General features: G+C 56.6%; 17 protein-coding genes. 10 read left to right on the top strand and 7 right to left on the bottom strand.

All coding sequences use genetic code 11. The features are described 5' to 3' along the window. Positions 1-13: 13 nt before the first annotated feature. The 5 genes from yajC to sS8_RS08625 all read left to right on the top strand — a co-directional run bounded on the left by yajC (position 14) and on the right by sS8_RS08625 (position 4972). On the top strand, positions 14-358 hold the full coding sequence (gene yajC, locus sS8_RS08645; RefSeq protein ID WP_119629298.1) for a preprotein translocase subunit YajC: 345 nt from the start codon (positions 14-16) through the stop codon (positions 356-358). Positions 359-423: 65 nt separating this feature from the next. Next, entirely contained in the window at positions 424-2268 is a 1845-nt protein-coding gene (gene secD, locus sS8_RS08640) for a protein translocase subunit SecD (RefSeq protein WP_119629297.1), read from the top strand. Between the two features lie 32 nt (positions 2269-2300). Continuing rightward, positions 2301-3239, top strand: a complete 939-nt coding sequence (gene secF, locus sS8_RS08635) for a protein translocase subunit SecF (RefSeq protein ID WP_232020573.1) — start codon at positions 2301-2303, stop codon at positions 3237-3239. Between the two features lie 138 nt (positions 3240-3377). Continuing rightward, on the top strand, positions 3378-4250 hold the full coding sequence (locus tag sS8_RS08630; RefSeq protein WP_119629296.1) for a M28 family peptidase: 873 nt from the start codon (positions 3378-3380) through the stop codon (positions 4248-4250). Between the two features lie 11 nt (positions 4251-4261). Beyond that, positions 4262-4972: an HhH-GDP family DNA glycosylase gene (locus sS8_RS08625; protein WP_119632672.1), complete on the top strand. Its 711-nt coding sequence runs from the start codon at positions 4262-4264 to the stop codon at positions 4970-4972. 83 nt (positions 4973-5055) lie between these two features. Here the strand turns inward: sS8_RS08625 and mmoC are convergent, their stop codons facing one another. Both mmoC and hcp read right to left on the bottom strand, forming a co-directional pair. Continuing rightward, complete coding sequence (gene mmoC / locus sS8_RS08620; RefSeq protein ID WP_119629295.1) at positions 5056-6093, bottom strand: aromatic/alkene monooxygenase hydroxylase FAD-binding subunit MmoC; 1038 nt, start codon at positions 6091-6093, stop codon at positions 5056-5058. Positions 6094-6341: 248 nt separating this feature from the next. Continuing rightward, positions 6342-8006 carry a hydroxylamine reductase gene (hcp, locus tag sS8_RS08615; RefSeq protein ID WP_119632671.1) on the bottom strand — a complete coding sequence of 555 codons (1665 nt, stop codon included), beginning with the start codon at positions 8004-8006 and terminating at the stop codon, positions 6342-6344. Positions 8007-8117: 111 nt separating this feature from the next. Here hcp and sS8_RS08610 point away from each other — a divergent pair, with 111 nt between their 5' ends. Next, positions 8118-8807: a Crp/Fnr family transcriptional regulator gene (locus sS8_RS08610; protein WP_119629294.1), complete on the top strand. Its 690-nt coding sequence runs from the start codon at positions 8118-8120 to the stop codon at positions 8805-8807. A 269-nt stretch (positions 8808-9076) separates the two neighbouring features. On the opposite strand, the gene sS8_RS08605 is transcribed toward sS8_RS08610, so the two are convergent. From sS8_RS08605 to sS8_RS08580, 4 genes are all read right to left on the bottom strand, one after another. Next, entirely contained in the window at positions 9077-12514 is a 3438-nt protein-coding gene (locus sS8_RS08605) for a DUF748 domain-containing protein (RefSeq protein WP_119629293.1), read from the bottom strand. A 911-nt stretch (positions 12515-13425) separates the two neighbouring features. Beyond that, complete coding sequence (locus sS8_RS08590; protein ID WP_119629290.1) at positions 13426-14211, bottom strand: CpsD/CapB family tyrosine-protein kinase; 786 nt, start codon at positions 14209-14211, stop codon at positions 13426-13428. A gap of 106 nt (positions 14212-14317) precedes the next feature. Further along, positions 14318-16069 (bottom strand): GumC family protein, encoded by a 1752-nt coding sequence (locus sS8_RS08585; protein WP_170161006.1) that lies wholly within the window; start codon positions 16067-16069, stop codon positions 14318-14320. Between the two features lie 215 nt (positions 16070-16284). After that, positions 16285-16776, bottom strand: a complete 492-nt coding sequence (locus sS8_RS08580; RefSeq protein WP_170161005.1) for a polysaccharide biosynthesis/export family protein — start codon at positions 16774-16776, stop codon at positions 16285-16287. 392 nt (positions 16777-17168) lie between these two features. On the opposite strand from sS8_RS08580, the gene sS8_RS08575 reads away from it, so the two are divergent. Then, entirely contained in the window at positions 17169-19589 is a 2421-nt protein-coding gene (locus sS8_RS08575) for a tetratricopeptide repeat protein (RefSeq protein ID WP_119629287.1), read from the top strand. A gap of 631 nt (positions 19590-20220) precedes the next feature. Here the strand turns inward: sS8_RS08575 and sS8_RS08570 are convergent. Further along, positions 20221-20547 carry a hypothetical protein gene (locus sS8_RS08570; protein ID WP_119629286.1) on the bottom strand — a complete coding sequence of 109 codons (327 nt, stop codon included), beginning with the start codon at positions 20545-20547 and terminating at the stop codon, positions 20221-20223. Between the two features lie 455 nt (positions 20548-21002). Between sS8_RS08570 and sS8_RS08565 the strand changes: the two genes are divergently transcribed. The 3 genes from sS8_RS08565 (at position 21003) to hisC (ending at position 25368) form a co-directional block, all read left to right on the top strand. Continuing rightward, the gene (locus tag sS8_RS08565; protein WP_119629285.1) at positions 21003-22970 is read left to right on the top strand and encodes an AsmA family protein; all 1968 of its coding nucleotides are present in this window, start codon (positions 21003-21005) and stop codon (positions 22968-22970) included. Between the two features lie 882 nt (positions 22971-23852). Next, positions 23853-24320, top strand: coding sequence for a GNAT family N-acetyltransferase (locus tag sS8_RS08550; protein ID WP_119629284.1), 468 nt, complete (start codon positions 23853-23855; stop codon positions 24318-24320). Continuing rightward, positions 24313-25368 (top strand): histidinol-phosphate transaminase, encoded by a 1056-nt coding sequence (gene hisC, locus sS8_RS08545; protein WP_119629283.1) that lies wholly within the window; start codon positions 24313-24315, stop codon positions 25366-25368. The genes sS8_RS08550 and hisC overlap by 8 nt, the downstream gene beginning before the upstream one ends. The last annotated feature ends 8 nt before the right edge of the window (positions 25369-25376 follow it).

Here is a 25376-nt window from a genome sequence, read left to right as displayed (position 1 = left end):
GCAAGGACCCGATATGAGTTTCTTTATTTCCGATGCATTTGCTCAAGCCGCGCCGGCCCAGCAAGAGCCGGGATTGGCAGGCCTTATTTTACCTCTGGCCATTTTGCTGATTTTCTTTTTCTTATTTGTCCTTCCTCAGCAGAGACGGGCGAAAGAGCAAAAAAAAATGATCCAGTCGCTGACCAAAGGCAGCGAAGTCGTAACCAATGGCGGACTGCTCGGTCGAGTGGCGGATTTAGATGAAAACTTCATACAGTTGGAAGTCGCTGATAACGTTTATGTTTATGTTCAGCGCCATGCCGTTGCGGCATTGATGCCGAAGGGCACCTATAAAGCTAAGAAGAAAGCTGAAAAATAAACAGCTAAGCAATAAACAACGGCGGATGCGCTATTACCGGGCATCACGCCTCATAGGCAGCTAACATGCGAAACCGCTTTCCACTCTGGAAAAACCTTCTGATTATCGCCGTATTGATGTTGGCGGCAATTTACTCGCTGCCCAATTTTTTCGGCGAGGATCCGTCCGTGCAGATTTCGCCTTTGCGGAGCGCCAAACTGGACGAAGCCACTCGCGTTCAAGTTGAAAAACTGTTGAGCGACGGCGGGATGAAACCGAAGTCGCTAGAATTATCCGAAAAGCGGCTTCTGGTGCGCTTTATGGAAACCGAAACCCAGCTCAAAGCCGCCGATTTGCTATCTGGGTCGTTGGGAAGTAACTATACGGTGGCACTGAACCTTGCGCCATCCACGCCGGGTTGGCTCAGAGCTATCAACGCTCAGCCCATGTATCTGGGCTTGGACCTTAGGGGCGGTGTGCATTTTCTGATGCAGGTGGACACGGAAGCGGCGGTTCGCCAGGCCGAAGAGCGCTATGCCGAAGACGTGCGTTCGCTGCTTCGGGAAAGCAAGATCCGTTATTTGTCCGTTGACAGAAACAACCGGACCATCGAAGTAAAATTCCCCGACGATCAGACCCTCGCCCAGGCCAGGGACGTGCTGCGGCGAGAGCTGCGCGGTCTCGAGCTTGATGGGAGTGGAAATGCGATCCAAGCCAGATTGTCGGAAATCGAACGCCGGGAAACACGCCGTTTGGCGGTGGCACAGAACATTACGACCTTGCGCAACCGTATCAACGAATTGGGCGTTGCAGAGCCGGTTATTCAACAGCAGGGTGAAGACCGTATCGTGGTTCAGTTGCCCGGCGTCCAGGATACCGCGCGTGCCAAGGAGATTCTGGGTGCCACCGCGACGCTGGAATTCCGTCTGGTCGATACCGAGCACAGCGCTCAGGGCTTGGAAGAGGGCAAGACACCCTTGGGTACCAGGCTTTATCAGGATCGCAGCGGCAGGCCAATTCTGCTGCAGCGTAAAATCATCGTGACCGGCGACCAGATCGTCGACGCTTCGTCGGGGCTCGATTCACAGTCCGGCTCTCCGGCCGTATTTGTGACGCTGAACGGCATAGGCGCGCGAAAAATGTCCGATATCACGCGTGAAAATATCGGCAAGCCGATGGCGGTCGTTTATATCGAAACCAAGACCGAAACCAGGGAAGTAGACGGCCGGAAAATAGCGACCAAGAAGAAGATCGAAGAAGTCATCAATGTTGCGACCATCCGCGACCGCTTCAGCAAGCGGTTTCAGATAACCGGCTTGGATAGTACCGAAGAAGCGCGCAATTTGTCGTTGCTGCTGCGTGCAGGCGCTTTGGCCGCGCCGGTGGACATCGTCGAGGAACGTACCGTCGGCCCCAGTTTGGGCAAGGAAAATATCGAGCAGGGTACCCGCTCATTCATTATTGGTTTTGTCCTGATCGCTGCAGTGATGATTCTCTACTACAAAGTGTTCGGGATCATCGCCAATATTACTTTGCTGTTCAATGTCGCTTTGATTCTGTCGATCCTATCGCTGCTGCAGGCAACCTTGACCTTGCCGGGGATCGCCGGCATCACGCTCACGATTGGTATGGCCGTTGATGCCAACGTGCTCATTTACGAGCGTATCAAGGAAGAGCTGCGTAACGGCAATTCCATTCAGTCCAGTATTTACGCCGGATTCGAGCGTGCATTCTCCACCATTTTCGACTCCAATATCACAACGCTTCTGGCGGCGATCATGTTGTTCAGTATCGGCTCTGGTCCCGTAAAAGGGTTCGCCGTGACCTTGACGATCGGGATTTTGACGTCGATGTTCACCGCGGTGATGTGTACGCGGATGCTGGTCAATTTCGTCTACGGCCAGCGGCGCGTTGCTAAATTATGGATCTGAGGCTGATTCAAAGAATTCAGGAGATATGAACAGTGACCGATACTAATTCTCGCGGTTACAAAATCGATTTCATGCGCTGGAGCTGGCCGGCGGTCATCCTGTCCGCTGTGCTCAGCGTGGTGTCGATCGTTTCACTTGGGTGGCAAGGTCTGAACTTCGCCATCGACTTTACCGGCGGCACGATTATCGAGGTCGCTTATCAGGAGCCCGCGGACCTCGAAGAGGTGCGTCAGCAATTGAGAGACGCCGGTTTCGCCAATCCGATCGTGCAGCATTTCGGAACCACCCGAGAAGTCCTGATCCGTCTTGCCCCACAGGCGGAATTGACTAGCACCGATCTAAGAGCACGGATCATGGATGCGTTGGGCAAGAATCCGCAAGTTCAGGCAGAACTCCATCGGGTCGAGTTCGTCGGTCCCCAGGTCGGCGAAGATCTCGCCGAAAGTGCAGTAGTCGCTTTGTTATTGGCGATACTCGGGATTCTGGCCTATGTCGCATGGCGTTTCGAGTATCGTTTTTCGTTCGGTGCCATCTTAGCCAGCGCGCACGACATCGTCTTGATCCTCGGGGTGTTTTCCGTTTTTCAATTGGATTTCGATCTGAGCGTGCTGGCCGCCGTTCTCGCAATCCTGGGTTACTCGATCAACGATACCATCGTGATCTTCGACAGAATTCGCGAAAATTTCCGGAAAATCCGGCGCGGCGAGGTTTTGGACATCATCAACCTGTCTATCAACGAAACGCTGAGCCGCACCCTGATGACCTCTTTCCTGACCTTATTGGCCTGTACTTCGATGGCCATCTGGGGTGGGGAAGTCCTGCGGAATTTTGCCCTGGCTCTGATCGTAGGTATCGTGGTAGGCACCTATTCGTCCATTTACGTCGCCAGTGCATTGGCCTACCGTTTGGGGATCAGCCGCGCGGATCTCCTATTGCCGGAGAAAGAAGGCGCGACCGATAACCGTCCTTGAAGTCGTCTGAGTTCGACGCAAAAAGGCCGCTACCGCGGCTTTTTTTGTGGGCAACTTTCTTGAATCCTCTTTGATCAAAGCAGGAAAAACCACCAAAGGACATGCGATTTGGCACCTGGCATTACGGAAGGCAGGCGAATGGAAAAGGTGGCCGATGCATTGAAAATGCACGTTTACGCTTTGGCCGATCAAATCGGGGAGCGAAACCTGATGCTGCCCGAAGCCTTGCATGCCGCCGAGCGCTATATCACAGGGCAATGGGAAGCCCAAGGCTATTCGGTAAACCGGCTCGCCTATTGGGTGAAAGGGATCGAATGCGCCAATCTCGAGGCAGCGCGGCACGGAGGCCGCTATCCCCTCGATATCATTTTGATCGGAGCCCATTACGACACCGTTTTCGGTAGTCCCGGTGCGGACGATAACGCCAGCGGCGTTGCGGCTCTATTGGAACTGTCGCGCTTGTTCATGAGTTCCGAGCCGGAAAAGACTGTCCGCTTTGTGGCTTTCGTGAACGAGGAAGCACCGTTTTTCGCCGGACGGCACATGGGCAGCCTCATATACGCCAAAGCCGCCAGGCAGCGACGCGATCGGATTCGCTTCATGGTTTCGCTCGAAATGCTGGGCTGTTATTACGATACGCCCAATAGTCAGCGATATCCGGTACTGCTCAAGTACGTTTATCCCGACTGCGGCAATTTCATCGCCTTCGTGTCCAACCGGCATTCTCGGAGCGACTTGCTACGCCTCGTAAGAGCCTTTCGCCGGAATTCGGAATTTCCGATCGAGCATCTCGCAGCGCCATTTTTCGTGCCCGGCGTAGCGCTCAGCGACCACTTTTCCTTCTGGCGGCAGGGCTATTCGGCGATCATGGTGACGGACACGGCCTTTTATCGAAATCCCTGGTATCACACGGCTGGCGACCGGCCGGATAGGCTTCATTACGAGTCCTTTGCAGCGGTCGTCCGAGGCTTGTATCTGGCGCTGCTGGATTGTGCAAATGATGCATCCTGAGGATGTATGGCATGAGCGAACCGGCTCAAACGGAAACCGAACATTTATTGCCCACCGATTTGGTTGCCGCTCGCCGCGGCCGATTTTCCGCCGAACTGGGGATCGATGTCGCGGAGCTGGACGACGGCGAACTTTTCAAATGGCTTCTCGCGGCCGTTTTGTTCGGAGCGCGCATTTCCGAACGGCTGGCGGCACGCACTTACCGGGCTTTTGCGGAGAGAAAGCTAGCGACTCCCGAAGCCATCATCGAATGTGGCTGGAACGGGTTGGTGGCGATATTGGATTCCGGCGGGTATACCCGTTATGACTTCAAGACCGCCACCAAGCTCCTAAACCTGTCGCGGTCCTTGCTGGAGAACTATCAGGGAAGTCTCAACAGGCTGCATGCGGAAGCGGAATCCGCGGAGGATCTCGAACGAAGATTGATCGCTCTGGCGAAGGGAATCGGCCCGACGACGGTCAATATCTTCTTGCGCGAACTGCGCGGAGTCTGGGCCAAGGCGGCACCGGCACTATCCGAGCTCGCTACGGATGCCGCCAAGACGCTGGGTTTTCTGCCGGAGGGACAATGCGATAGCCGCTTCGCGGCAGCGCGATTGCAGGCGCTTTGGGCACGGGCTGGCGGCTCCGCGCGCGATTTTCCGGACTTCGAGACCGCACTGGTCAGGGAAGGCCTTTTATTACGGCGGGCGAAGGCGCATGGCGCTCGAACAGCCCATTGATAATGTTCGAACCTGCGATAGTGCGTGATCGATTTCGCCTCGCGTGAACGGTGAAAAATGATGATTCCGGAAGGATCGGCTCTTCAGTTCGAGGGCAAAAACCGCTCGCTGAAGATGTGTTCATCGGAGATGCCGAAAGCGCGCGCCGTTTCCGTCGCGGCATCGATCAGCGCGGGCGGACCGCATAGATACAGATCCGGCACCGGTCCGCCTTGCTCGAGGTCGCGCCGCAGCGCATCGACCGGAGTGCCTCGAAATCCGGTCCATGACGGCTCCGGATGCCAAACGCAAAGCTCGATTTTCAGCTGAGGCAGGGTCTGGGAGAGTTCCTGAAGCGTGTTCAGGCAGAATAATTCGGCTTCGCGATTGACGCCGAAATAGAGCCGTGCCGGTTGCGGTTCTTGCAACTCGGCCATATGGCGCAGCATGGAAAGCAAAGGCGCCAAGCCGGTGCCGCCCCCGACGAAATAGCGAGGCCGTAGGCTCTGCGCCTGCAGCACGAAATGGCCGCTGGGGCCGCGCACGTCGATGCGCTGGCCGGTCTTCGCCTCCCGCTCCAGATAGGTGGAGAATGTTCCGCCCGGCTGCAGCCGGATCAGAAACTCCAGCTCTCCGGTCCAGTTGGATGTATTGGCGATGGAGTAGGCGCGGCTGATGCCGGAATCGGGAATTTCCAGACTCATGTACTGCCCCGGTTCGAATTCCGCGGCCTGTCCGCCGCTGCTGTCCGGTTGCAGCCGGAGCAGCAGGCGCACGGTGTTTTCGGCAATGGGCGCCAACTCGACGATTTCGGCGGGGCGGCTCGCCAGCGCTTCGAAGCGGATGCGGTCGAAATCGTAAGGCGCTTCGAGCGAAAGGTCGCTTTGCGGATGGGCCCGGCACAGCAGCAGGTCGCCGCGAGCCGCGGCGTCCGGGGGCAGCGCCTGCGGATTATAGCTGTCCAGATGGTAATCGCCGTCGACGCGGGTACAGAGACAGGCGCCGCAACCGCCGTCCCGGCACAAGGATGGAAGTACGATGCCTTCCTCCTCGGCGGCGGCGAGAAGATTCTGTTCGGTTTCGCAGGTGAAACGAACCTGCTGCCCGTCGCGGGTGGTGAGCGTTATGACGTGGATGATCATGGGTTCTCCAATGGAAAGTCGTGATCGCCCTGAGAGCAAATCGATGGGAGCGGGCTGTAGGGTGGGTTAGGCCGTGAGGGCGTAACCCACCGAGCGACCTCGGACCTGTCCTGAGCCAAGTCGAAGGGTCGGTGGGTTACGCGGAGCCGAGGGGCTAAACCACCATCGATGGGTTTCGCTTCGCTCTACCCATCCTACGATTAATGTCCATTCGAATGCTGAATGGAATAAGCCCTTTCTTCAAACGTTCAGGCTGCCCGGTGAAGCGCTGCCTCGATGTCCGCTTCGGCAGTAGTGATCGGTTTCAGGTCGAAGCGTGCCGATAGCTGCTCCAGGAGCGCAGGCGTCAGAAATGCGGGCAGGCTCGGTCCGAGTCGGATGCCTCGAATGCCGAGTGACAGCAGGGTCAAGAGCACGGCCACGGCCTTCTGTTCGAACCAGGACACCATGAGCGACAAGGGCAAGTCGTTTACTCCGCAGTTAAAGGCTTGAGCCAGGGCACTCGCGATTTGAATGGCGGAGTAGGCGTCGTTGCATTGCCCAATGTCCAGGAGGCGCGGAATGCCGCCGATGGCGCCGAATTCGTGCCGGTTGAAGCGGTACTTGCCGCAGCCCAGGGTGAGCACGACGCTGTCCTCGGGTACACGGTCCGCCAGATCGGTGTAATAATTGCGCCCCGGCGCCGCGCCGTCGCATCCGCCGATCAGGAAGAAGTGGCGGATGGCGCCGGTCTTGACGGCATCCACGACTTTGTCGGCGACGCCGAGCACCGCGTTGCGGGCGAATCCCACGGTAACGGTTTGTTCCGGGCCATCTTCCTGGAAGCCGGGGAAGGCCAGCGCCGCTTGAATGACCGGTGAGAAGTCGCCGTTGGCGATATGGCGTACGCCGGGCCAGCCGACGGGGCCTGCGGTGAAGATGCGTTGCCGATAGCGGGGATGGGGTTCGACCAGGCAATTGGACGTCATCAGAATCGCGCCCGGAAACTCCGCGAATTCGCGGGTCTGGTCCTGCCAGGCGCCGCCGTAATTGCCGACCAGATGCGGATAAGCGCGCAGCTTGGGATAGCCGTGGGCCGGCAGCAGTTCGCCATGAGTGTAGACGTTGATGCCCATGCCCTTGGTTTGTTCCAGCAGCGCTGCCATGTCCTTCAGGTCATGGCCGCTGATCAGGATCGCCTTGCCTTTGACCGGAGTCATCCGCACGCTGGCCGGCTCGGGGTGGCCGAAGCTGTCGGTGTTGGCGGCATCCAGGAGTTCCAGAGCCTTCAGATTCAATTGGCCGACGGCCAGCGCTTGATCCACGAGCGCCTCCGCGTCGGTGGGATCGCCGGCCAGAAAGTCCAGGATTTCCTCGAAACGGGTATAGAGTTCGTCACTTTCGTAACCGAGGACGTGGGCATGGTGGGCGTATGCGGCGACCCCTTTGAGCCCGTAAAGAATCATTGCCCTGAGGCCGACGATATCGTCGCCCACTTGTTCGCGGCCGGCGGTCACGGCGGCCGAGGCGGTTTGCGCCAGCAAGCCGTCCATGTCATCCACCGGTTGCCAGGTGGCGGGGCCGTTCAGAACTTCCGGCGCAGTGCCTCGATCCCGAGCGGCTTCTTCGTAGCGAGCCTTGATTCGGTCGCGCAGGCGTGCTGCCTCCTGAATCATGGCGATGAACCGGGCAGGGTTGAAGTTGACGTTGGTCAGCGTCGTGAACATGGCATAGAGTATGAACCCGTCCGCCTCGCGGTCGGAGATGCCGAAACCACGCGCGCGGCGGGCATACTGGGCGATGCCTTTTATCCCGTAAATCAAGAGGTCTTGTAGATCGGCAGTGACTTGATCTTTGCCGCAGACGCCTTTGGCCATGGCGCAGCCGTTGCCGGAATCGGTGCGGGTGGTCTGTTCGCATTGATAACAAAACATGGCTTTTTCCTTTAAATGGACAGTCAAATCGATTCGGACGGTGAACAACATAACGATTGCCCATTCGTTTCTCCTTGACCTAGATCAAGCGGTTTTTCGTGGGAGATTTGCATGAAAAGATCGGTACCCGACTGGCTGTACAAGCACCTGCTGTTCGCGGAACTGGAAGAATCTCAATTGACCCGGGTGATCGCCGCCGCGCTTCCGGTTCGGTTAGAGGCGGGAGAGGAGCTTTTCACCCACGGCCAATGCGCCAGCCGTTTTTATATCCTGGAAACGGGGACGATTCAGCTTTACCGCCTTTCGGCGGCGGGTGAGGAGAAGGTTATCGAATTGATTCAGCCCCACCAGTCTTTTGCCGAAGCCGTCATGTTCATGGAAGGCCATCTTTATCCCGTAAGTGCTCGTGCGATCGTCCCCAGTGAGCTTTGGGGATTCGACATCAAGACTTTCCGGAGCGTATTGGAGACCTCGCCGGAAGTTTGTTTTCGACTATTGGGCCGGATGAGCCAGCGTCTTCACCAATTACTGCAGGAGATCGACGAATTGACCTTGCAGAATGCGACGATGCGGGTCGTGCAATACCTGCTGCGCTCCGCGCCCGATCGGAATTGCACGAGCTACAGCATACAGTGGGAAACGCCGAAGCAGGTATTGGCTTCGCGCCTTTCGGTACGTCCGGAGACCTTTTCCCGGATTCTGCAACAACTGGTGCAGGCCGGAGCGATCGAGGTCCACGGAAAGGTGGTGGATGTGCTGGATGCGGCGCGTTTACGGCATTGCGTGGGACAAAGCGATTAAGCAGGTCCGGTCGCGCGTACATTTCACCGGCGGTACGGTTGAACCTGGAAACGGCCGTTGAACGTGCTCGGGCGTGCTGCGGGTCGTCTGGCGAGCCTATCGCGAGCTCTGACGAAGGAGCCGATGCCGACGTCGGGCCGATGGGTTCGTCGGCAAAGGATTGCCGACCTACGAATGCTCGAATCAATTCACCCTAGCCGAGGGTGCCAACGGTTTTCGCACGCCCTGTTTTGCAGTATGAGCGAGTGAAAACGCTCGATGGATGTGGCTTAACCGCCCAACGCCTCCGGTTTGAGTCGGGACGGAACCTTTCCGTCGATGTTTTCCGAAGTGGATTCGACTTTTCCTGCGCCGATGTGAGTGCGATCGACGCCGGGCAGAGCGATGAGTTCATGCCTGATGGCATTGGCGCGGCGCTCTCCCAGGGCCTCGAGTTCGGACTTTTCCAAGGGAGCGTTGCCGACCAGATGCTTAAACAGTTGCTCGTAGAATTCCTGGTCTTCGCTCGCTCGGCCGAACAGAGCCGACAATCTGCCGAGCCGCTGCGGCTTCCTTCCGCTCTTTTTTTCGAAATTGGCTTGGATTTCATCGAGCGCCTTGGGTCCGGCTCGCTCGATAATCAACTCTTCCAGGGCGCGCTGGGTTTTGGCGTTGGTAAAAGCCAACGGCCCCGGATCTTCCCCGGCCTTGATCTCGATGCCCACCTTTTCGGAGACGGCGCGCCGAACGCTCAGGGATCTCAGGGCTTCGCCGTCACGTTCGGGATCGAATTGGCCATGCACCGTCAATTTAAGGATAGGGCGCTTTTCCAGCGCTTCGCCGAATTTCTTGATCTTTTCCAGCTCCGGCGGCGGCAAGGTGTCCCCGCCGGGCTCGAACAGCACCGTGTCGAGGTGTTCCTCGCCGTCGCCGAATACCGAGCCGATCATCCTGAAAGGAGCCGTGGCTGCATTCTGCAATACCGTGACTACCGCTTCCCAGACGACTTTGCCATAGCGGAATTTGGGGCTGTCGACATCGCCTTCCACCGGGACGGAGACGTTGATTTGGCCCTGGCTATCAGTGAGCACTGCAACCGCGAGATCCAGCGGCAAGGAAACTGCATTAGGGCTTTCGATACGATCTCCCAAGGTGAAATTTTCCAAAGCGATCTTGTTTTCGCTTTTCAGCAGGCTGTCTTCGATCTTGTATTCCAGATCCAGATCGAGCTTGCCGGACTGAATTTTGCGTCCGGCGAACGTTGCGCTATACGGCGAGAGCGATGTCATCGAAACATTACGGAAGACCACGTCGATGTCGCTGAATTTTTTTTGCTCCATGAGATTCATCGCACCGTCGACGTTGACCGATCCGAATTGGTTGACGCGCCCGGCGAAGGCCAGGTGGGTTCGGCCCGAGGCCACCGTGGATATGTCGGTTACGGTTCCATTGAAGTCATGGATCAGGGCGGCAAACGGGATGACCAGACTCAGGTCGCTGAAATCGACTACGCCGTTGCTGACACGGACGCGTTCGACCGTGACAGGAAACGGCTTTTGCGAATTCTGCCGCGTCGCCGTTCTGGAAGTGGACGCTTTCCTGTCGGGCGCGCTGCTGGCGGCGGGTTTTTTGAATACGGCGGCAAGATTGGTTGAGCGGTCTTCGAAGATCGTGATTTTCGATCCCGGCTGGTCGATGCGTACCTCACGTATCGACAGGCGGTCAGGTGCGAGCGAAAAATCGATTTCATCGGCCGAAAGCTTCTTCCAGGACAGAAAGCGCCCGCTGCTTCCGGCTTCATTCAGCAGCAAATCGGAGACGCTGAGTGTGCCTTTGGTTTTGACCGAAGGACCCCTTTCAGTCTGGGTGAACTCCACCTGTAGAGCGCTCGATAGGTCGCCGCTTTCCAGCTTGAGCTTGGCGAATTCGGAGACCAAGGGATGCAGTGCGGTCAGGTTGATTCGGTCGGCCTCGACCTTGGCTTCCGCCCGATCTCCTTTAAGGGATGCGGTGCCTGTCGTCTTCAGCGAACCGCCTTGTTCGATCTTGAGGGCGGCATCGAATGTGACGGGCGTGATATTGTCGTTCGTGATGTTTTGCAGGTCGATGTTGATGTCTTTGAAATCATAGGCGATTTCGGGAGCCAGGCTGCGGTCGACGAGCGCGAGGCTGAAGCCTTCCAGTGCGAAGGCTTTGAGTGCGAAGTTCCACGCTTGTTCCGCGGGCCGGCTACCCGCTTCGGTAGAGGAGGGGGCTACAGCCGACCCGTTCTTGGGTCCGAAAATTTCGGCCAGATGTATCGTACCGGATTTGTCGCGTATGATTTTCGCCTTGCCGCCTTTCAGTGCGGCCCGTCCGACAATGGCCTCGCGCTTTTCGAGATCGACCTGACCGTCCGTTATTTCGAATGCGTCCCATGCAGCCAAGGGTTCGGGCGAGCCGGGTTCGGTGAGCGCAATCCGGTCCAGAGAGGCGGCCAGCGCTTCGATTCTGGCTTTCGTCTCGTCTGTTCCGATTTCGGCGTCGGCCTTGAGACCGAAACCGAAACGGTTGATCGACACAACGTAGGGTGACCGGCGGCTAGCATCGGTGTAGGCGACTTCGACATCGGTGGTTTTAAAATTTTCCACCACGAGCTTCCATGGTGTTTGGCTTGCGCTGTCCGGCGGCGGATCGTTCGAATTCGAAGAGGCACCGCCCGGTTCTTCCGGTTTCACCAAATTTTGCCAGTTCAGCGAACCGGAACTGTCCACGGAGGCTCTAACTTCGCCGTTTTCGATGACCAAGGACGGTACGCTGATGTTTCGGCCGGCCAGGTCGAAACCGACGTTGCCTGCTTCAATCCTTTCCATGGCAAGGATAGGGTCGTCGGCACCGGTCATGGCGAGGCGCAGCTCCGATAGTTTCAGCGCTAAATTGCTCACGGATAGATCGGTATTTTCCGAATTCCGGCTGTAGCGGTAGTGTGCCGATAAATCGGCCCGCCCGGACGGCTCGTCCAAACCGAGCCGGTCTCGCAAAAATCTCCACGGGGTTGCCAGGCTGAAAGCATCGAGTCGCAGGTCGCCGTCGGAAAGCATCGGGTTCAACGACAGATTTCCGCGCCATTCGAGCGTGGCCCCGTCCGGGAGTTTCAGAACGAGTTGATAATCTCCGGTCTTCTCCGGAAGGGTGGTGAGCGTTCTGAGTTCCAGATCGATGGGACTTACCGTTTCCGTTATATCGGTGTCTTTCGAGTAGTCTGCGTAGTGCGCAGAACCATTCGTCAGTGATAGGTGCTTGATCAACAGACGAGGTAGGGGTTCGTCGGGCTGTTCCGGTTGCTCGGATTTTGGTACGTCTTCCGCGATTCTGGCCAGGTTGAGCGTACCGTCCTGATCGACGATTGCATTTACCGAAGGCGTTTCCAATCGGAAATCGGCAAAAGTCCATGCCCGGCGGAAAATACTTTCCAGTTCGAAATCGATGAAAAGCCGGCTGAATCGAAGGATCGGCTGGCCATCCGTGTCCTTGAGGTCGAAATCGCGGGCTTCGAAGGTGAATACAAACGGGTTGAAGCCTACCTCGCCGACCGAAGCATCCCGTTTCAGATGTTGGGAAGCAAGTTTGGGGACATAATGCCTTACCAGGTAAGGAATCAGGGAAAATCCGGCCAGCGTGTAAACTAGGAGCGCTGCCGTAATGGTGAGTATCCACGGGTTTCTAGCGATTCGGGCCAGCCGATTCATGCAAGTGTGAACTCCTTAGCTCGGAATTAGCGGAGTATAACGGTTAAAGTGTAGTATCAGGGAAGTATGCCATTGATGCACGGCCGCTCCGGCAGCCACTTCCACTGGGTCCTAATGGTGCGCTCTTGCAATGAGGCATTATTGTTTTTGGACCAGGATGGGACGGAAGCTTCTTCACATGAAGGCGGGAAATTCAATATGATTTTGGATTTAAAGTTTCTCATAGCTAATCGGAAAAAGCTTCTACCGGCTTTTTCGCCGAAGTCCCGGCGTTCGATAGTGCGAATGGGCGGCTACTGACTCAGGCTTTTTCCGTCTGATCGAAGGTGTGGCCCGTCACATACCCGTTTACAAAGTAGGAAGCGCTTTAATTCTTTTGATGATATATTTCATCAACCAATTTTCGGAGCATCTGCTGGAATGAGTTGCTAGCCATTAACGTGTCGCCGCATGATTGGATGTGCTGGCTGCACTGGACAGTCGAAGATAAGTGCCATGTTTAAAGCTGATCGTGTATTTTGGGAGCGTAATGACTTAACCGGCCGGACCGAATGGTTCTTTCTGAGCCGCGAGGGTGTGATGGGGCCTTTCGATTCCGAAACATTTGCGAGAAGATCACTCGACGAGTTCAAAGAGCGTTGCGTACTGGCCGGGAATAACTCGAATAGGACTTCCGATTTTGGTGGTGCTTTTGAATTGGTTCGCGACGAGGTCGGCTTGACTATCCGAAAGAAGGAACCCGAAAAGGTCGGGTAACTCCGTTCGCCCAAGCCGTCCGGCTGTAGGCCGGCGAAAAGTGCTGTAAAAGACTCACCTTCGATCAGACCAAAACCCGGCTTTCCCTCGCCCGTCGGGGCGAAGGAGATGATGTCCGGCAGTCTATTTAGGTGAACCGGGCGCGCTTGCGCCGGCTATTCCACCGAACCGGTTTCGGCCTTGTTCAAAACCAGCCCGACCAAGGGTATTCCGTCAAGGGAAGCTATGGCTCGGGAAAGCTCGTCCTGGGTGGTTTTCCCTTCTTCGACGACTAAAATCGCGGCATCGACATAGGGCGCGAAAGACAAGGCGTCCGCAGTTCCCAAATGGGGCAGGTCGAAGACGACAAATCGCGACGGATAGCGGTGTTTCAGCTCCTTCACCAGTTGCACCATTTTCGGCGAGGCGATCAACTCCGAGGAGTTGAATATCGGACGTTTTCCCGGCAGAACGACAAATCGCCCTATACCCCTAGGATTGAGGAGGATTTTTTGTATGGGAACGTTGTCCATCAAATGATCGCTCAGTCCTGCGATGGGTTCGATGCCGAGGTAGCGGTGAATGGCGGGATCTCTGAGATTGACATCGGCCAGCAGAACGGTTTGATGGACTTCGAGCGCGATGCTGAGCGCGAGGTTGATGGCGGTCAGGCTTTTCCCGCAGCCTGCGCCGGGGCCGGTTATGGCGAGGGTATTCCAGCCTTGTTCCCGCATCTGGTGCAATACTCGAGTACGGAGGATTTTGTACGCATCGACGAAGGCACAAGGTCCATAACCCGCGATAATGCGTTGGCGGCGGAGCTGCTCCCGCGAGAGAGTTACGCTTCTGGTTTGCGTATACTGAATGCTTTCCAATGAAACCAGGTCTCCCTTCGGGATTTGCGGGCTTGCCTGCACGGCGTCCTGGTGGTGCTGTCCGAGTGCTCTACTGATACTTTCCATAGTGCTCTCCTTCCCTTTTAGGTTGGTCTTTGAAACCGGCCGATGAGTCGTAACAATCGCAATCAGCCGATTCGGGTTACGGTTGCGGCAACCGAATCTCGTACACTCAGCTCAATATCGAGTCCATCTTGCGCAAGCTTTTGAACCACAGGACGTCCAGCGGTATCCACAGCCAATGAACCAGAGTTAAGATCAGCAAAACCAGACCTAGACCTGTCAGCATGGCCACGGTTTTCATTTTCTGCCGATCGGAGACTTCCTCATCCGTTCGAAAATAGGGTATGACCGCGAGCGGAGGGCGGCCGGCCGAGGCCGTTACCCATTTCGGTCCGCGCACGGATTTGTCCATGTTCTCCATGAGCAGCACGTAACCGAGTCCTCCCGCGACGGCCAGCAGCGCACCAAGAAATGCAATGGCCGGCCGGTTCGGTTTAATCGGTTTTTCGGGCAGCATCGGAGGTTCGATAACGGAAAACCGTTCCCCCTTTCTTCTTTTTTCGAGTTCCTCGGCGACTTCGGCTTCCATGGCTTTTGCCCTGAGTTCGCGGTAACGGGCAGTGGCATTGTCGTAATCCCTGACCAGTTCCAGATACTGTCGCTCCACTCTGGGCGTTTGCAACAGACGGTTTTCGTATTCGGTACGTTTTTCCTTCAGTTCCTCGCGACGCTGTCGCAAGGCTCGTAAATCCTGAACGGCGCCGTCACGCTGAGTCTGCAGTGTGATATATGCCGGGTTCTCCGGCTGGCCGGTACCGATTTCTCTGATGGTACGAGTCCTTTGTACCTTCTTGAGCTCCTCATCCAAGACCGAAATCCGGTTTTTCAGATTGACGACGTCCGGGTGATTTTCAGAGTACTTTTTTCTAAGCGCCGCTAATTCGCCGTCCAAACCGGTGAGATGCTTGGCCAGGTCCAAACCGCCGTCGGTATCGTTGGCGTTCATTCTGAGAGAATCGATTTCCAGGCGCGCCTTGATCACATCGGGATGTTTGTCCGAGTAACGGCTCGACAGGGCCAGATACTCCGTCTTGAGGCTTTTCAATCGGTCCTCCGGGCTCAGTATGCGTTCTCCGTCGGATGAGATGACCGGCATATCCGGCTTGAGTTGGGCCAGCTGGCCATCCAGATAGAATTTTCGATCTTCCAGGGAGAGAATTTCATTGTCAATCTGCATTAATTCGCGTTCGGTTCTATCCATGAGCTCGAGATTGAGCGGTTTTTGTTCGGGAAGGCTATTCAGATTCTTTTCCTTGAAATCGGCGAGTGTTTTCTCCAGGACGGAAACATATTTGTCCATCCGTCTGGTTTCTTTCTTAAGGAAGTCCGCTGTCTCGGCGGTCCTTTGGGTGCGGGTTTTGAGGTTTTCCTCCAGGTAAAGGGAGGTGATTTCGTTGACGACTCGCTGCGCGAGCTCCGGATTCCCGCTATCGTAAGAAAGAGTAAATGCGATCGTGGCCGTTGAGGGTCTGCCGGTGCGGGGATCGATAATGTCCGTGCTGATCGTGTCCAGCGTGATATCCTCGCGCATTCGCCGGATGACTTCTTCTTCGGTAAGCCGTTGGCGGGCGTCGGGATAAAGTTCGAACTTTTCCATGATCCGGTTTAGATTGTTGCGCGTCATGACCCGCTGACTGATCATTTGCAAACGTTGGGTGGCATAGGTCGTAATGGTCGATCGCACGAGATCCGGCGGAATTTCCTGCTCTTCGATCAGAATTGTTGCAGTAGAGCGGTAGGTCGGAGGCAGCAGGGCGGCGAATAAGAGAGAAAGGAACAGGATGCCGGTCAGGATTGCTCCAAATTGAGGCTTGTTGCGCCTGAATGCAGTGATGTAATCGCTAAGTTCTTTCTCTTCCATGATTCCCTTCCCAATTCCCTTGCTCAGTACGCCGGCTTGTCCCGGCAATAACGGAAGGTGATATATGCCGCGTGCGACTCGGGAATATTCACGATGACATCGATCTCCTGACGGTTGCATTGATACGATACCGTGAGCCGCCGAGGTTCGGTCTGGTTCCAATGTAGGCCGCTCTGCACATGAAACGGCGGTATTCTCGGCATCGCCTGGCGATGTTACGGAACCACGACGACATCTCCTCTTTGCAGCAGAATGTTTTGCTCCAAGGCGTTTCCGTCGGCGACGGCATCGTAGTCGAAGGGCAATGCGACTTCTTTCTCGCCTATTCGACGTATGATCCTTATGTCATCAGTGTCGGCGAAAGGCGTCAGACCACCGGCCAGGGACAGGGCCTGCATGACCGAAACCCGATGCGGCGTCACGAATTCGCCCGGCTTATTGACTCTGCCGACCACATAGATGTTCTGGTTCAGATTGATCAAGGAAACACTGACTTCCGGTTCGGCCAGAAATTCGGAGAGTCTCTCGGCTATCGCGGATCTGATTTGATGGACGGTCAAACCGCCCGCTTGCATGTCGCCGATCAACGGGAAGGTGATTCCGCCATCGGGCCGCACCAGAGCCTGCTTCGTCAAGCCCTCTTCTTTCCAGACGGAGATCTCGAGAACATCGCCTGCACCGACAACATAATCGGGAGGTACGGACACTGACATCGCCGGTGCCGGCACTGCGGCTACCGAAAAAGCGAGTTGAATAGTGAGCGCAAAAGCCAAAAATCCATTTCTCATATGCGCATCTAAGCAATGTTGCGAGAAATCGAACCGATCAGTCGGCTCGCATCCCATGGACCATCGTCATCCGTAACGGTATAGTACGAGGGTACTACAGCTTAGTACATTTTTCACACCCGTTGCAATCCGGATTGCGGCAGGACATCAGGCCAAGGATATGGCGGCAATTTCCGTTCTTCTCTTCAAAACAGATCTCACCCAGACTCTCTGAGCGGCGATACGCCCGCGCAAAACAGGAGTCCGCCAAATTCTGCCCGGTGCCGTTAATCCGAGCGTATGTCGACGGCTTTACTTTAGGGACGATAGCCATGCTGATCAGGACGTTAGCACTATTCTGCCTCTTGCTGAGTGTAACCGGTCTTTTCACCGGATGCGGCGGTGCCGAAGAACGCAAGGCCGAGCATCTGGAGCGAGGAATAAAGTTTTTCGAGGAAAGGAACTTCGATAAGGCCAAGGTGGAATTCAAGAACGTTCTGCAAATCGATCCCAAGGTTTCCAAGTCCTACTTCTATTTGGGACAAATAGAGGAAGCACGGAAGAATTGGCGGGAATCCTTCGGCTTTTATCAGAAAGCCGGCGAGCTCGACCCCACTGATACGGGAGCCAAAGTTAAGCTTGCGAAACTCTATATGTTGGCGAGGCAACTCGATCAGGCCGATGCCCTGTTGAATGATGTGCTCAGCATCGAGCCGGGGCACATCGAGGCAAGAATGGTGAAAGCGGGTTTGGCCAGCCTCAAGGGGAACCAAGCCGATGCCATCGATGAACTTACCCGTATCGCCGGGGAACAACCTTCCCGGGCCGAAGCGTTTCTCATTTTGGCGATGCTGTATACCCAGCAGAATAAGCTTGACGAAGCCGAAAAGGTCCTGGAGCGGGGGGTGAAAGCCAATCCCGGCGACATCCCGCTGCGGACAGGTCTCGCGGAACTCTCCGTTCGCATGAAAAAATATGAAAAGGCCGAGAATATCTATAAGGGGATGGTATCCGCGGATCCCGCCAACTTTGAAAATAGAAAGCTCTTGTCGGAATTCTATATTCAGCGGAAGCGCTGGGGCGAGGCGGAAAAGGCGTATCGCGAAGCCATCGATGTCAGGCCCGATGACAGCCGGCGTTACATCCTGCTCGCGGAGTTTCTGGCAAGAACCGGAAAATCCGATGAGGCGGTCGCGGAACTTCACAAGGCAATCGGCGTTTATCCGGAAAAATCGGACCTCCGATTCGCCTTGGCGCGGCTTTATGAACAGCGCAAAGAAGGAGCGAGAGCGGGGCGGATCTATCAAGATATCGTTGCCCTGAACAAACGAGCTCCGGATGCTTTGAAAGCTAAGAACCGTTTGGCTTTGCTGGCTTTAGCCGAAGGCCGGGCGGACAAGGCCACGGCTTGGGTCGATGAAGTCCTGGAGGCCAATCCGGCAGACCGCCAGGCACTGCTGCTTCAGGGCCGTATTGCTTTGTATCGCAAGGACAGTCAAAAAGCCATCGCGGCATTCCGTACGCTTCTCAAAGACCAGCCCGATTCCTGGCAAACACTCAATCTACTGGCGGCAGCCCATATACTCGACGGCAAGCCGGCGCTCGCTCGGGAAAGCCTGGAAAAAGCAGTGGCCGCGAATCCCGACGGATTCGAGGCGAGCAAGAAACTGGTCGAATTCCTGGCGGCACAAAAGAACTACACATTGGCGCTGGAGAAACTCGAAGAATTCCTGAAACGGCACTCGGACCATCTCGACGCGCTGGTACTCAAATCGGAAATTTTGGCGGCCGCCGGGAAATATTCGGAGCAGGAGTTCGTCTTGAAGGGGATAAAAGCGCGATTTCCCGAAAATCCCGCTGGCACGTTCCTCTTGGGCAGGTTTTATCGTTCTCAGAAAAAATACGATGCGGCGTTGGCGGAATTTGAGGAGTCGCTCGGAAAGCCGGGGAAGGATTACGAAATTCTGAAGGCGATTTTCGGAACTTGTGTGGAGCAGGGGCAAGCCGAAAAGGGTGTGCGAAGACTCAAGGCGGTTCTGACAAACGATCCGAAGCATGGCGGCGCTTACCAGTTACTCGGATTGTATTACCTGGGCGAAAAGCAAGAAGCTGAGGCCGTCAGATTTCTGAACAAGGCGATCGAGTCAAACCCCCGCTGGTTGCTGCCCTACGCAAACCTCGGAGCCCATTACGAGCAGACGGGTAGGCCGAAGCGGGCGCTTGAAGTCTATCATCGGGCACTCGAAGCGGTACCCGGAGAGCCTGGCGTGCTCATGAACCTGGCTCGGGTCTATGAAATCTCCGGGGATTACGAAACCGCCATCAAGCACTACGAGAGCATTCTGAAAGCGAACCCCGGCAACATGCTCGCCCGCAACAATCTTGCCAGCTTGCTCAGCATCGACGAGTCCCGGAAAGACCGGCTCGAGCGAGCACTCGAACTGGCAAGGGAATTCGATCGAACCGAGGAGCCGGTATTCTGGGATACGCTGGCCTGGATCTATTATCGAAAAGGCGAATATGACAAAGCGCTGACTTTACAGCTGAAAACCGCCGAAAAATCTCCGGGTGTGCCGATTTTTCAATATCACTTGGGTATGATTTACCTCAAGAGAGGCGAGCGTGCGGCAGCGGCGGAGCAGCTCCAAAAAGCGGTGAACTCCGGCAGGGAATTCACGGGTTTGGAAGATGCTCGAACGGCCCTGATGTCGGCGAAGGAAGGTAGCCGAGACGGGGCCCGGCCCGGTCGCTAAAACTTTATCCACGGAACGGCATCCCGGATTTGAAAACCATCATGTGTGCTGATCCCGCAGGCCTAAAGCGGTCGTCGGCCGACCCTTGTCACCCGTCTCGGAGCAGTACGCCGGTTCGGAACATGTTTGATTCCCGAAACGGCAGTCGTTCGCTCGGACCGCGTAGAAACGCCGGATGAAGTGTGCCCGTCGTCCCGTCCACCGATTACCGCCCGGGTGAAACCGCCACCTCCCCGATTACACGGGTGATGGACCACCTGTGGTACTGCGGCTTCTAAGCGTTTAAAGGTCGGGGATGCTTTGTCTACGAACCCGCGGGCCTAACCGCACCGTTGGGAAGGGGGCTTCGGCGCTCCTGGAGACACCGTTTGCGATTGGAAGGGTGGCTCCGGCGCTCCCGGAGACACCGTTTGCGATTGGAAGGGTGGCTCCGGCGCTCCCGGAGACACCGTTTGCGATTGGAAGGGTGGCTCCGGCGCTCCCGGGGACACCGTTTGCGATTGGAAGGGTGGCTCCGGCGCTCCCGGGGACACCGTTTGCGATTGGAAGGAATTCCCGACATGCGAGTGCCCGTAAAGACCTGTGCGTTCAGCTCCGGGAGCAGCACAACGCCGCTCCCGGAGCCGGATTATCATTCACACTCGTAGATGTTGCCGGTTACATGTCCATTGAATGCGCCGCGCGGGTTGGCGCTCTCCCATACGATATGAGTGGCTCCGAGACTGTCCGCTTTCCGTAGCGCCCGGCCTTTGGCGATGCGCTCCCAGTGCACGCCGCCATGCTTTCCATATCCCGAGTGTCCACTCACCATACCGAGCGATTGGCAATATTCGACTGCGTCGGAGGTAGCCTCGACAGGCGCCTCCTGGGCTAGTGTCGTTGCCGAGAACATCAGAGCGCTCAAGGTCAGGATGGCAGGGATCGGGGTAATGGAATTGGGCGTGAAAAGCTTGAACATGATCGTCTCCAGAAATCTGCAAGGACGCGGATTCGTCTCAGTAATGCTTATGCCTCGCTTGGACCACCCAGTGAGGGGCGCCGAGGCGGGGTAATAGTATCGATGCGATACTAAAATAAAAGTTCCATAAGCGGCCGGTTCGGACCGGTAGCGAAGTCGTCGGGGAACGATGGTCCGCACTGCCTTACGGATGGAAGCATCTTTCCGACGACTTTTTTGTCGGATCGGCGGTCATAACGATTTATAGAGAAGTGGGACGGCGACCGGCCTATCCGGCGAGGCATCACACGATCGCGCGGAGTCGCCGGCAGCAAGGCACGGACGGTGCGTGTGGCCCGCGGCGCTGAGAGAACTTTGGACATTAAGAGCGGAATCAGGGACGAGCTTGAAACGGTACCGGCCCTTACTCTGCGGAATGCCGATTAGCCCAGTTACCTATTTCCTTGGGAAAGCTTATGCTGCGCGTCTTGACATGGATCGCTATCGGAATTGGTGCCTTGATCGGGATTCTGGTTCTAACCATTGTTCTCGTCATAGCCTTCTTCGATCTGAACAGGCTTCGCGAGCCCTTGTCCACGGCAGTCAGCAAGTCCCTGGGCCGCGAATTCGCGATCAATGGCGATCTGAGCGCCGACTGGTCGTGGACGCCGCGTTTCACGATCAACGATGTGGAACTGGCCAACGCAGCCTGGGGAAGCGAACCGGAGATGTTTACCCTCGACCGGCTGGCTTTCGCCGTCCGAATTCCGGAACTCTTCAAAGGGCGCATCGTACTTCCGGAAGTCCGCGTCTCGAAACCCCACATAGTGCTCGAACGGAATCCCGAGGGAATGGCCAATTGGGAGTTCGGCGACAAAAAAGACAAGCGGGAACCGGCCGAAGCCCCCGTTAGCGAAAGATGGGTTCCGAAGATCGGCAGCCTCGCTATCGACGACGGCCGCTTGTTGTTCCGCGATCCGGGCACGGATACGCACTTGGACATGAACGTTTCGACGGTGGTCGGCGAGTCGGACGAGCAGGCGGTCGAACTGAGCGGTCGGGGCCGGCTGCAGCAGGAGCAATTCACACTGAAGGTCAGAGGCGGTTCGGTGCTCGATCTTTGGGAAGAAAACCAGCCTTTCCCGGTTAACGTCGAGGTCGAGTACGGCAAGACCGCGGCAAAAGTATCGGGTACGATCGCCGAACCCTTGGAGCTCGAGGGGCCTGATTTGCAGTTCGAGGCAAAAGGGCCGGATCTTGCGGCTATCGCCTCCATCGTGCCCATGTGGATACCGGAAACGCCACCGTATCGATTCAGCGGAAAGATTAAGCGCGAGGGCGAACGCTGGTTGTTGAAAGGATTCGAAGGCAGTCTCGGTGACAGCGATCTCACCGGCGACCTGATGTTCACGATGAGGGACGAGCGGCCCTATCTCCAAGGCGACTTGGTCTCCCGCAAACTCGACTTCAAGGACTTCGTTGGCGTCTTCGGTGCCGATCCGACGCCGTCCCCGGAGGAACCGGAGCGCCCGAGACTGCTTCCCGACAAGCCGTATCCCGTGGAGGGCTTGCGCGCTGCCGACGGGGACGTGCGCTTTCAAAGCGGCAATATCGTGACCCCCTGGATGCCGGTCGACGACGTGTCCGTCCACATCAAAATGGATCAAGGCATCCTGCAGATCCAACCGGTAAAACTTACCGTGGGTTTCGGAGCAATCGATTCCGATGTGACACTGAACGCACGTGGCGACAAATTACAGACCGAAGTCAAAGGAAAAATCGACAAGGTGCCGTTCAAGCGCCTGGCCGCCGGAACGCCGTTCGAAGCAGAGACTGCCGGAACCTTCTACGGACGCCTGCACCTCAGCACGGCCGGAAATTCGGTGGCGGAGATGGCCGCGCACGCCGACGGCGGCGTGTTGATCCTGATGGAACAGGGTCGCATCAGCAACCTGATGATGGAACTGTTCGGCATTGATTTCGCGGAGAGTCTACAGAAACTCATAGGGACGGATCCGAGTATTCCGGTCCGTTGCACCATTGCCGATTTCATCGTCAGCGACGGCGTGTTGAAGACTCAGCTATTCCTGATGGATACCACCGATACCAACGTTTTGATGGAAGGCCAGGTGAATCTGGCCACCGAGGCTCTGGATCTCCGCCTGACCGCGCATCCCAAGGATTTCAGCCCGTTCAGCGCACGCAATCCGATCAAGATCGAAGGTAACCTGAAAAAACCGCGCCCCTATCCCGAGCCTGCACCCCTGATCGCCCGCGGCGCGGCTTCAATAGCGCTGGGCGCGCTGTTGACACCTGTCGCGGCTTTGATCCCCTGGGTCGAGCTCGGCCTGGCCGAGGACAGCGAATGCCACGCGCTGGTCGACGCCGCGACATCCAAAGAGAAAATTCCGGATAAAGAGCGGAAGCGACAAGAACGGCACTAAACCGGGTCTATGCCTTTGAAAAGAAGCGGGGCGGCACATTCCGGAATTTTCCGGGCCGGACGTCTCGAGTTGTGCGCTTAGTCTTAACCCGCCTGCAATTGACCGGGATACTTTGGCGGCGTAGATTCGCGGCGGATATGGCGTTTTCGCTTACCGACGACGGCTTGCGCGGCAACGGCGCCATCACTTGGCGTTAGGGCACGTCGGTCCGATCAGAAAACCGAAAGGGATCCGGTGTTCGGCCGGTGTTTTACATCTCCCTCGATCCCTCTTCAAAATTGCGATTCATCGGCAGGGACAACCTTGAGATCACGGTCTGTCGTGGCGGACTCGCCGGTTTTCAAAGTTTTCGCAGTGATCTTGGGTCTTTTGGAAATGTATCCGGGGTTTCGGCGCGCCTTACCCCATGGGGGTTAAATGTTTTTTGTCGTGGCATAGTGAGAGATTGCGCCGAAATGCGGGTGGACTGTCGAGATGTTTTCCCCAAATATTCGATAGAAGAAATTGAGGATAATTTGCCCCTTAAGAAGAGCGCTAGCGAGCGCGTCCAATGTGTCGAGCATTTCTTGCTTTCGATTTCGAATCGGAGCCCGAAGATGCCGCATCGGTGGCCGAGCTGGTGCGCGGAGCTATTAGCGCAGGTATTGACGGCATGGAGAAAGACCTCCGGTCCGCATAGAGCATTATCGAATGTAGCGGAGATTTCCCCAGGCATGACGACCGGTGAGGCACTCTTCGAACCAGCCTGATTGGCAAATCGCCCGATGAAGACGGAAACATCTTTGACATTACCCGCGTTCGACACTTCCCGTGTTCCCGCCGGAAGCACCTCGACCTATCCGACGGAACAACTTCGTTCATTGACTGCCGGACGAAGCAAAAATGGACATTCGAGCTGCCACTCCGGATGATGCGCGACGCATCAGCGCGCTCCTTCGCGATCTCACCGGCAAGTACATCGCTCACGAATTTTCCGAGGAGGGAGCCGGCCGCTTGCTCGAGTCGATGAACGAAGCCGCGATCAAGAGCTACCTGGAGTCGGGTTACCGCTATCACCTTGCGGAAGAAAATGGCGAATTGGCCGGTGTGGTCGCGATCAGGGACAATTGCCATCTGTATCATTTGTTCGTCTCGGAGCGTTTCCAGGGTCGGGGCTTGGCGAGAAGGCTGTGGGAAGTCGCCAAAGCGGTTTGTCTCGATGCCGGAAATCCCGGCGTGTTCACCGTCAACTCGTCTCGCTATGCCGTCGGCTTATACGAGAAATTCGGATTCGTCAGGCAGTCCGAAGCGGTCGACATTTCGGGCGTGATCTCTATACCCATGAAGCTGGAGTCAGCCATACGTGAATAAATTTTGGAGTCCCGCCGTCCGGGATTTGACGCCTTATACGCCTGGCGAACAGCCCAGGTTGAACGATCTCATCAAGCTCAACACCAACGAAAATCCGTATCCGCCGTCGCCCAGAGTCTTGGAGGCCTTGCAGGGCGAGATCGGAGAAACGCTGCGGCTTTACCCCGATCCCGATGCCGAGCGCTTGAAACAGGCCGCTGCTCGATTTTACGGCGTCGAGACGCAGCAAGTCTTCGTCGGCAATGGATCGGACGAGGTGCTGGCGCATACATTTCAGGCCCTGCTGAAGCACGATCTGCCCATTCTGTTTCCGGACATTACCTATAGCTTTTATCCGGTCTACTGCGGCCTTTACGCCATCGAGCACATCTGCATTCCGCTTTCCGAGCGCTTCGAGATCCGGATCGGCGATTACCGGCTAACCAACGGCGGAATCATCTTCCCGAATCCGAACGCGCCGACCGGTTGCCTGCTGCCGCTCGCCGAGATCGGAGCGCTACTCGAAAACAACACGGAATCGGTCGTGGTGATCGACGAGGCCTACATCGATTTCGGCGGCGAGACGGCGGTTCCGCTGGTCAAGCGCTTCCCCAATCTGCTGGTGATCCAGACCCTGTCCAAATCGCGGTCGCTGGCGGGCCTTCGGGTCGGATTCGCCATCGGAGACGCCGGTTTGATCGAGGCATTGGAGCGCGTGAAAGGCAGCTTCAATTCCTATCCGCTCGATCGTCTGGCCATTGCCGGTGCGGTGGCGGCACTTGAGGATCGGGATCATTTCGAGAGAACCCGCCTGGCAGTGGTCCGGAGCCGGGAGTGGCTCATGCGTGAGTTGTCCGGGCTGGGATTCGAAATATTGCCCTCGAGCGCGAACTTCGTCCTGGTTCGGCATCCGCTGCGGGATGCCGCGGAGTTGGCGGCACTGCTCCGCCAGAGGAAGATTATCGTGCGGCATTTCAGGCAGCCGCGTATCGAGCAATTCCTTCGCATGACCATCGGTACCGACTCGCAGTGTCGGGCGTTGGTGGAGTCCCTTAGGGCGGTCCTGTAAGCGCCGCC

This window comes from Methylocaldum marinum, assembly GCF_003584645.1.
GTDB lineage: Bacteria > Pseudomonadota > Gammaproteobacteria > Methylococcales > Methylococcaceae > Methylocaldum > Methylocaldum marinum.
This window is presented reverse-complemented; position numbering and strand designations above follow the sequence as displayed.

Excerpts from the sequence above, each read along its gene's own strand:
- sS8_RS08590 (WP_119629290.1), bottom strand. The coding sequence starts at position 14,211 with ATGGAAAGTATCAGTAGAGCACTCGGACAGCACCACCAGGACGCCGTG.
- sS8_RS08565 (WP_119629285.1), top strand. The coding sequence starts at position 21,003 with ATGCTGCGCGTCTTGACATGGATCGCTATCGGAATTGGTGCCTTGATC.
- secD (WP_119629297.1), top strand. The coding sequence starts at position 424 with ATGCGAAACCGCTTTCCACTCTGGAAAAACCTTCTGATTATCGCCGTA.
- mmoC (WP_119629295.1), bottom strand. The coding sequence starts at position 6,093 with ATGATCATCCACGTCATAACGCTCACCACCCGCGACGGGCAGCAGGTT.
- sS8_RS08570 (WP_119629286.1), bottom strand. The coding sequence starts at position 20,547 with ATGTTCAAGCTTTTCACGCCCAATTCCATTACCCCGATCCCTGCCATC.
- sS8_RS08610 (WP_119629294.1), top strand. The coding sequence starts at position 8,118 with ATGAAAAGATCGGTACCCGACTGGCTGTACAAGCACCTGCTGTTCGCG.
- sS8_RS08585 (WP_170161006.1), bottom strand. The coding sequence starts at position 16,069 with ATGGAAGAGAAAGAACTTAGCGATTACATCACTGCATTCAGGCGCAAC.
- sS8_RS08630 (WP_119629296.1), top strand. The coding sequence starts at position 3,378 with ATGGAAAAGGTGGCCGATGCATTGAAAATGCACGTTTACGCTTTGGCC.
- sS8_RS08550 (WP_119629284.1), top strand. The coding sequence starts at position 23,853 with ATGGACATTCGAGCTGCCACTCCGGATGATGCGCGACGCATCAGCGCG.
- yajC (WP_119629298.1), top strand. The coding sequence starts at position 14 with ATGAGTTTCTTTATTTCCGATGCATTTGCTCAAGCCGCGCCGGCCCAG.
- sS8_RS08575 (WP_119629287.1), top strand. The coding sequence starts at position 17,169 with ATGCTGATCAGGACGTTAGCACTATTCTGCCTCTTGCTGAGTGTAACC.
- hcp (WP_119632671.1), bottom strand. The coding sequence starts at position 8,006 with ATGTTTTGTTATCAATGCGAACAGACCACCCGCACCGATTCCGGCAAC.
- sS8_RS08625 (WP_119632672.1), top strand. The coding sequence starts at position 4,262 with ATGAGCGAACCGGCTCAAACGGAAACCGAACATTTATTGCCCACCGAT.
- sS8_RS08605 (WP_119629293.1), bottom strand. The coding sequence starts at position 12,514 with ATGAATCGGCTGGCCCGAATCGCTAGAAACCCGTGGATACTCACCATT.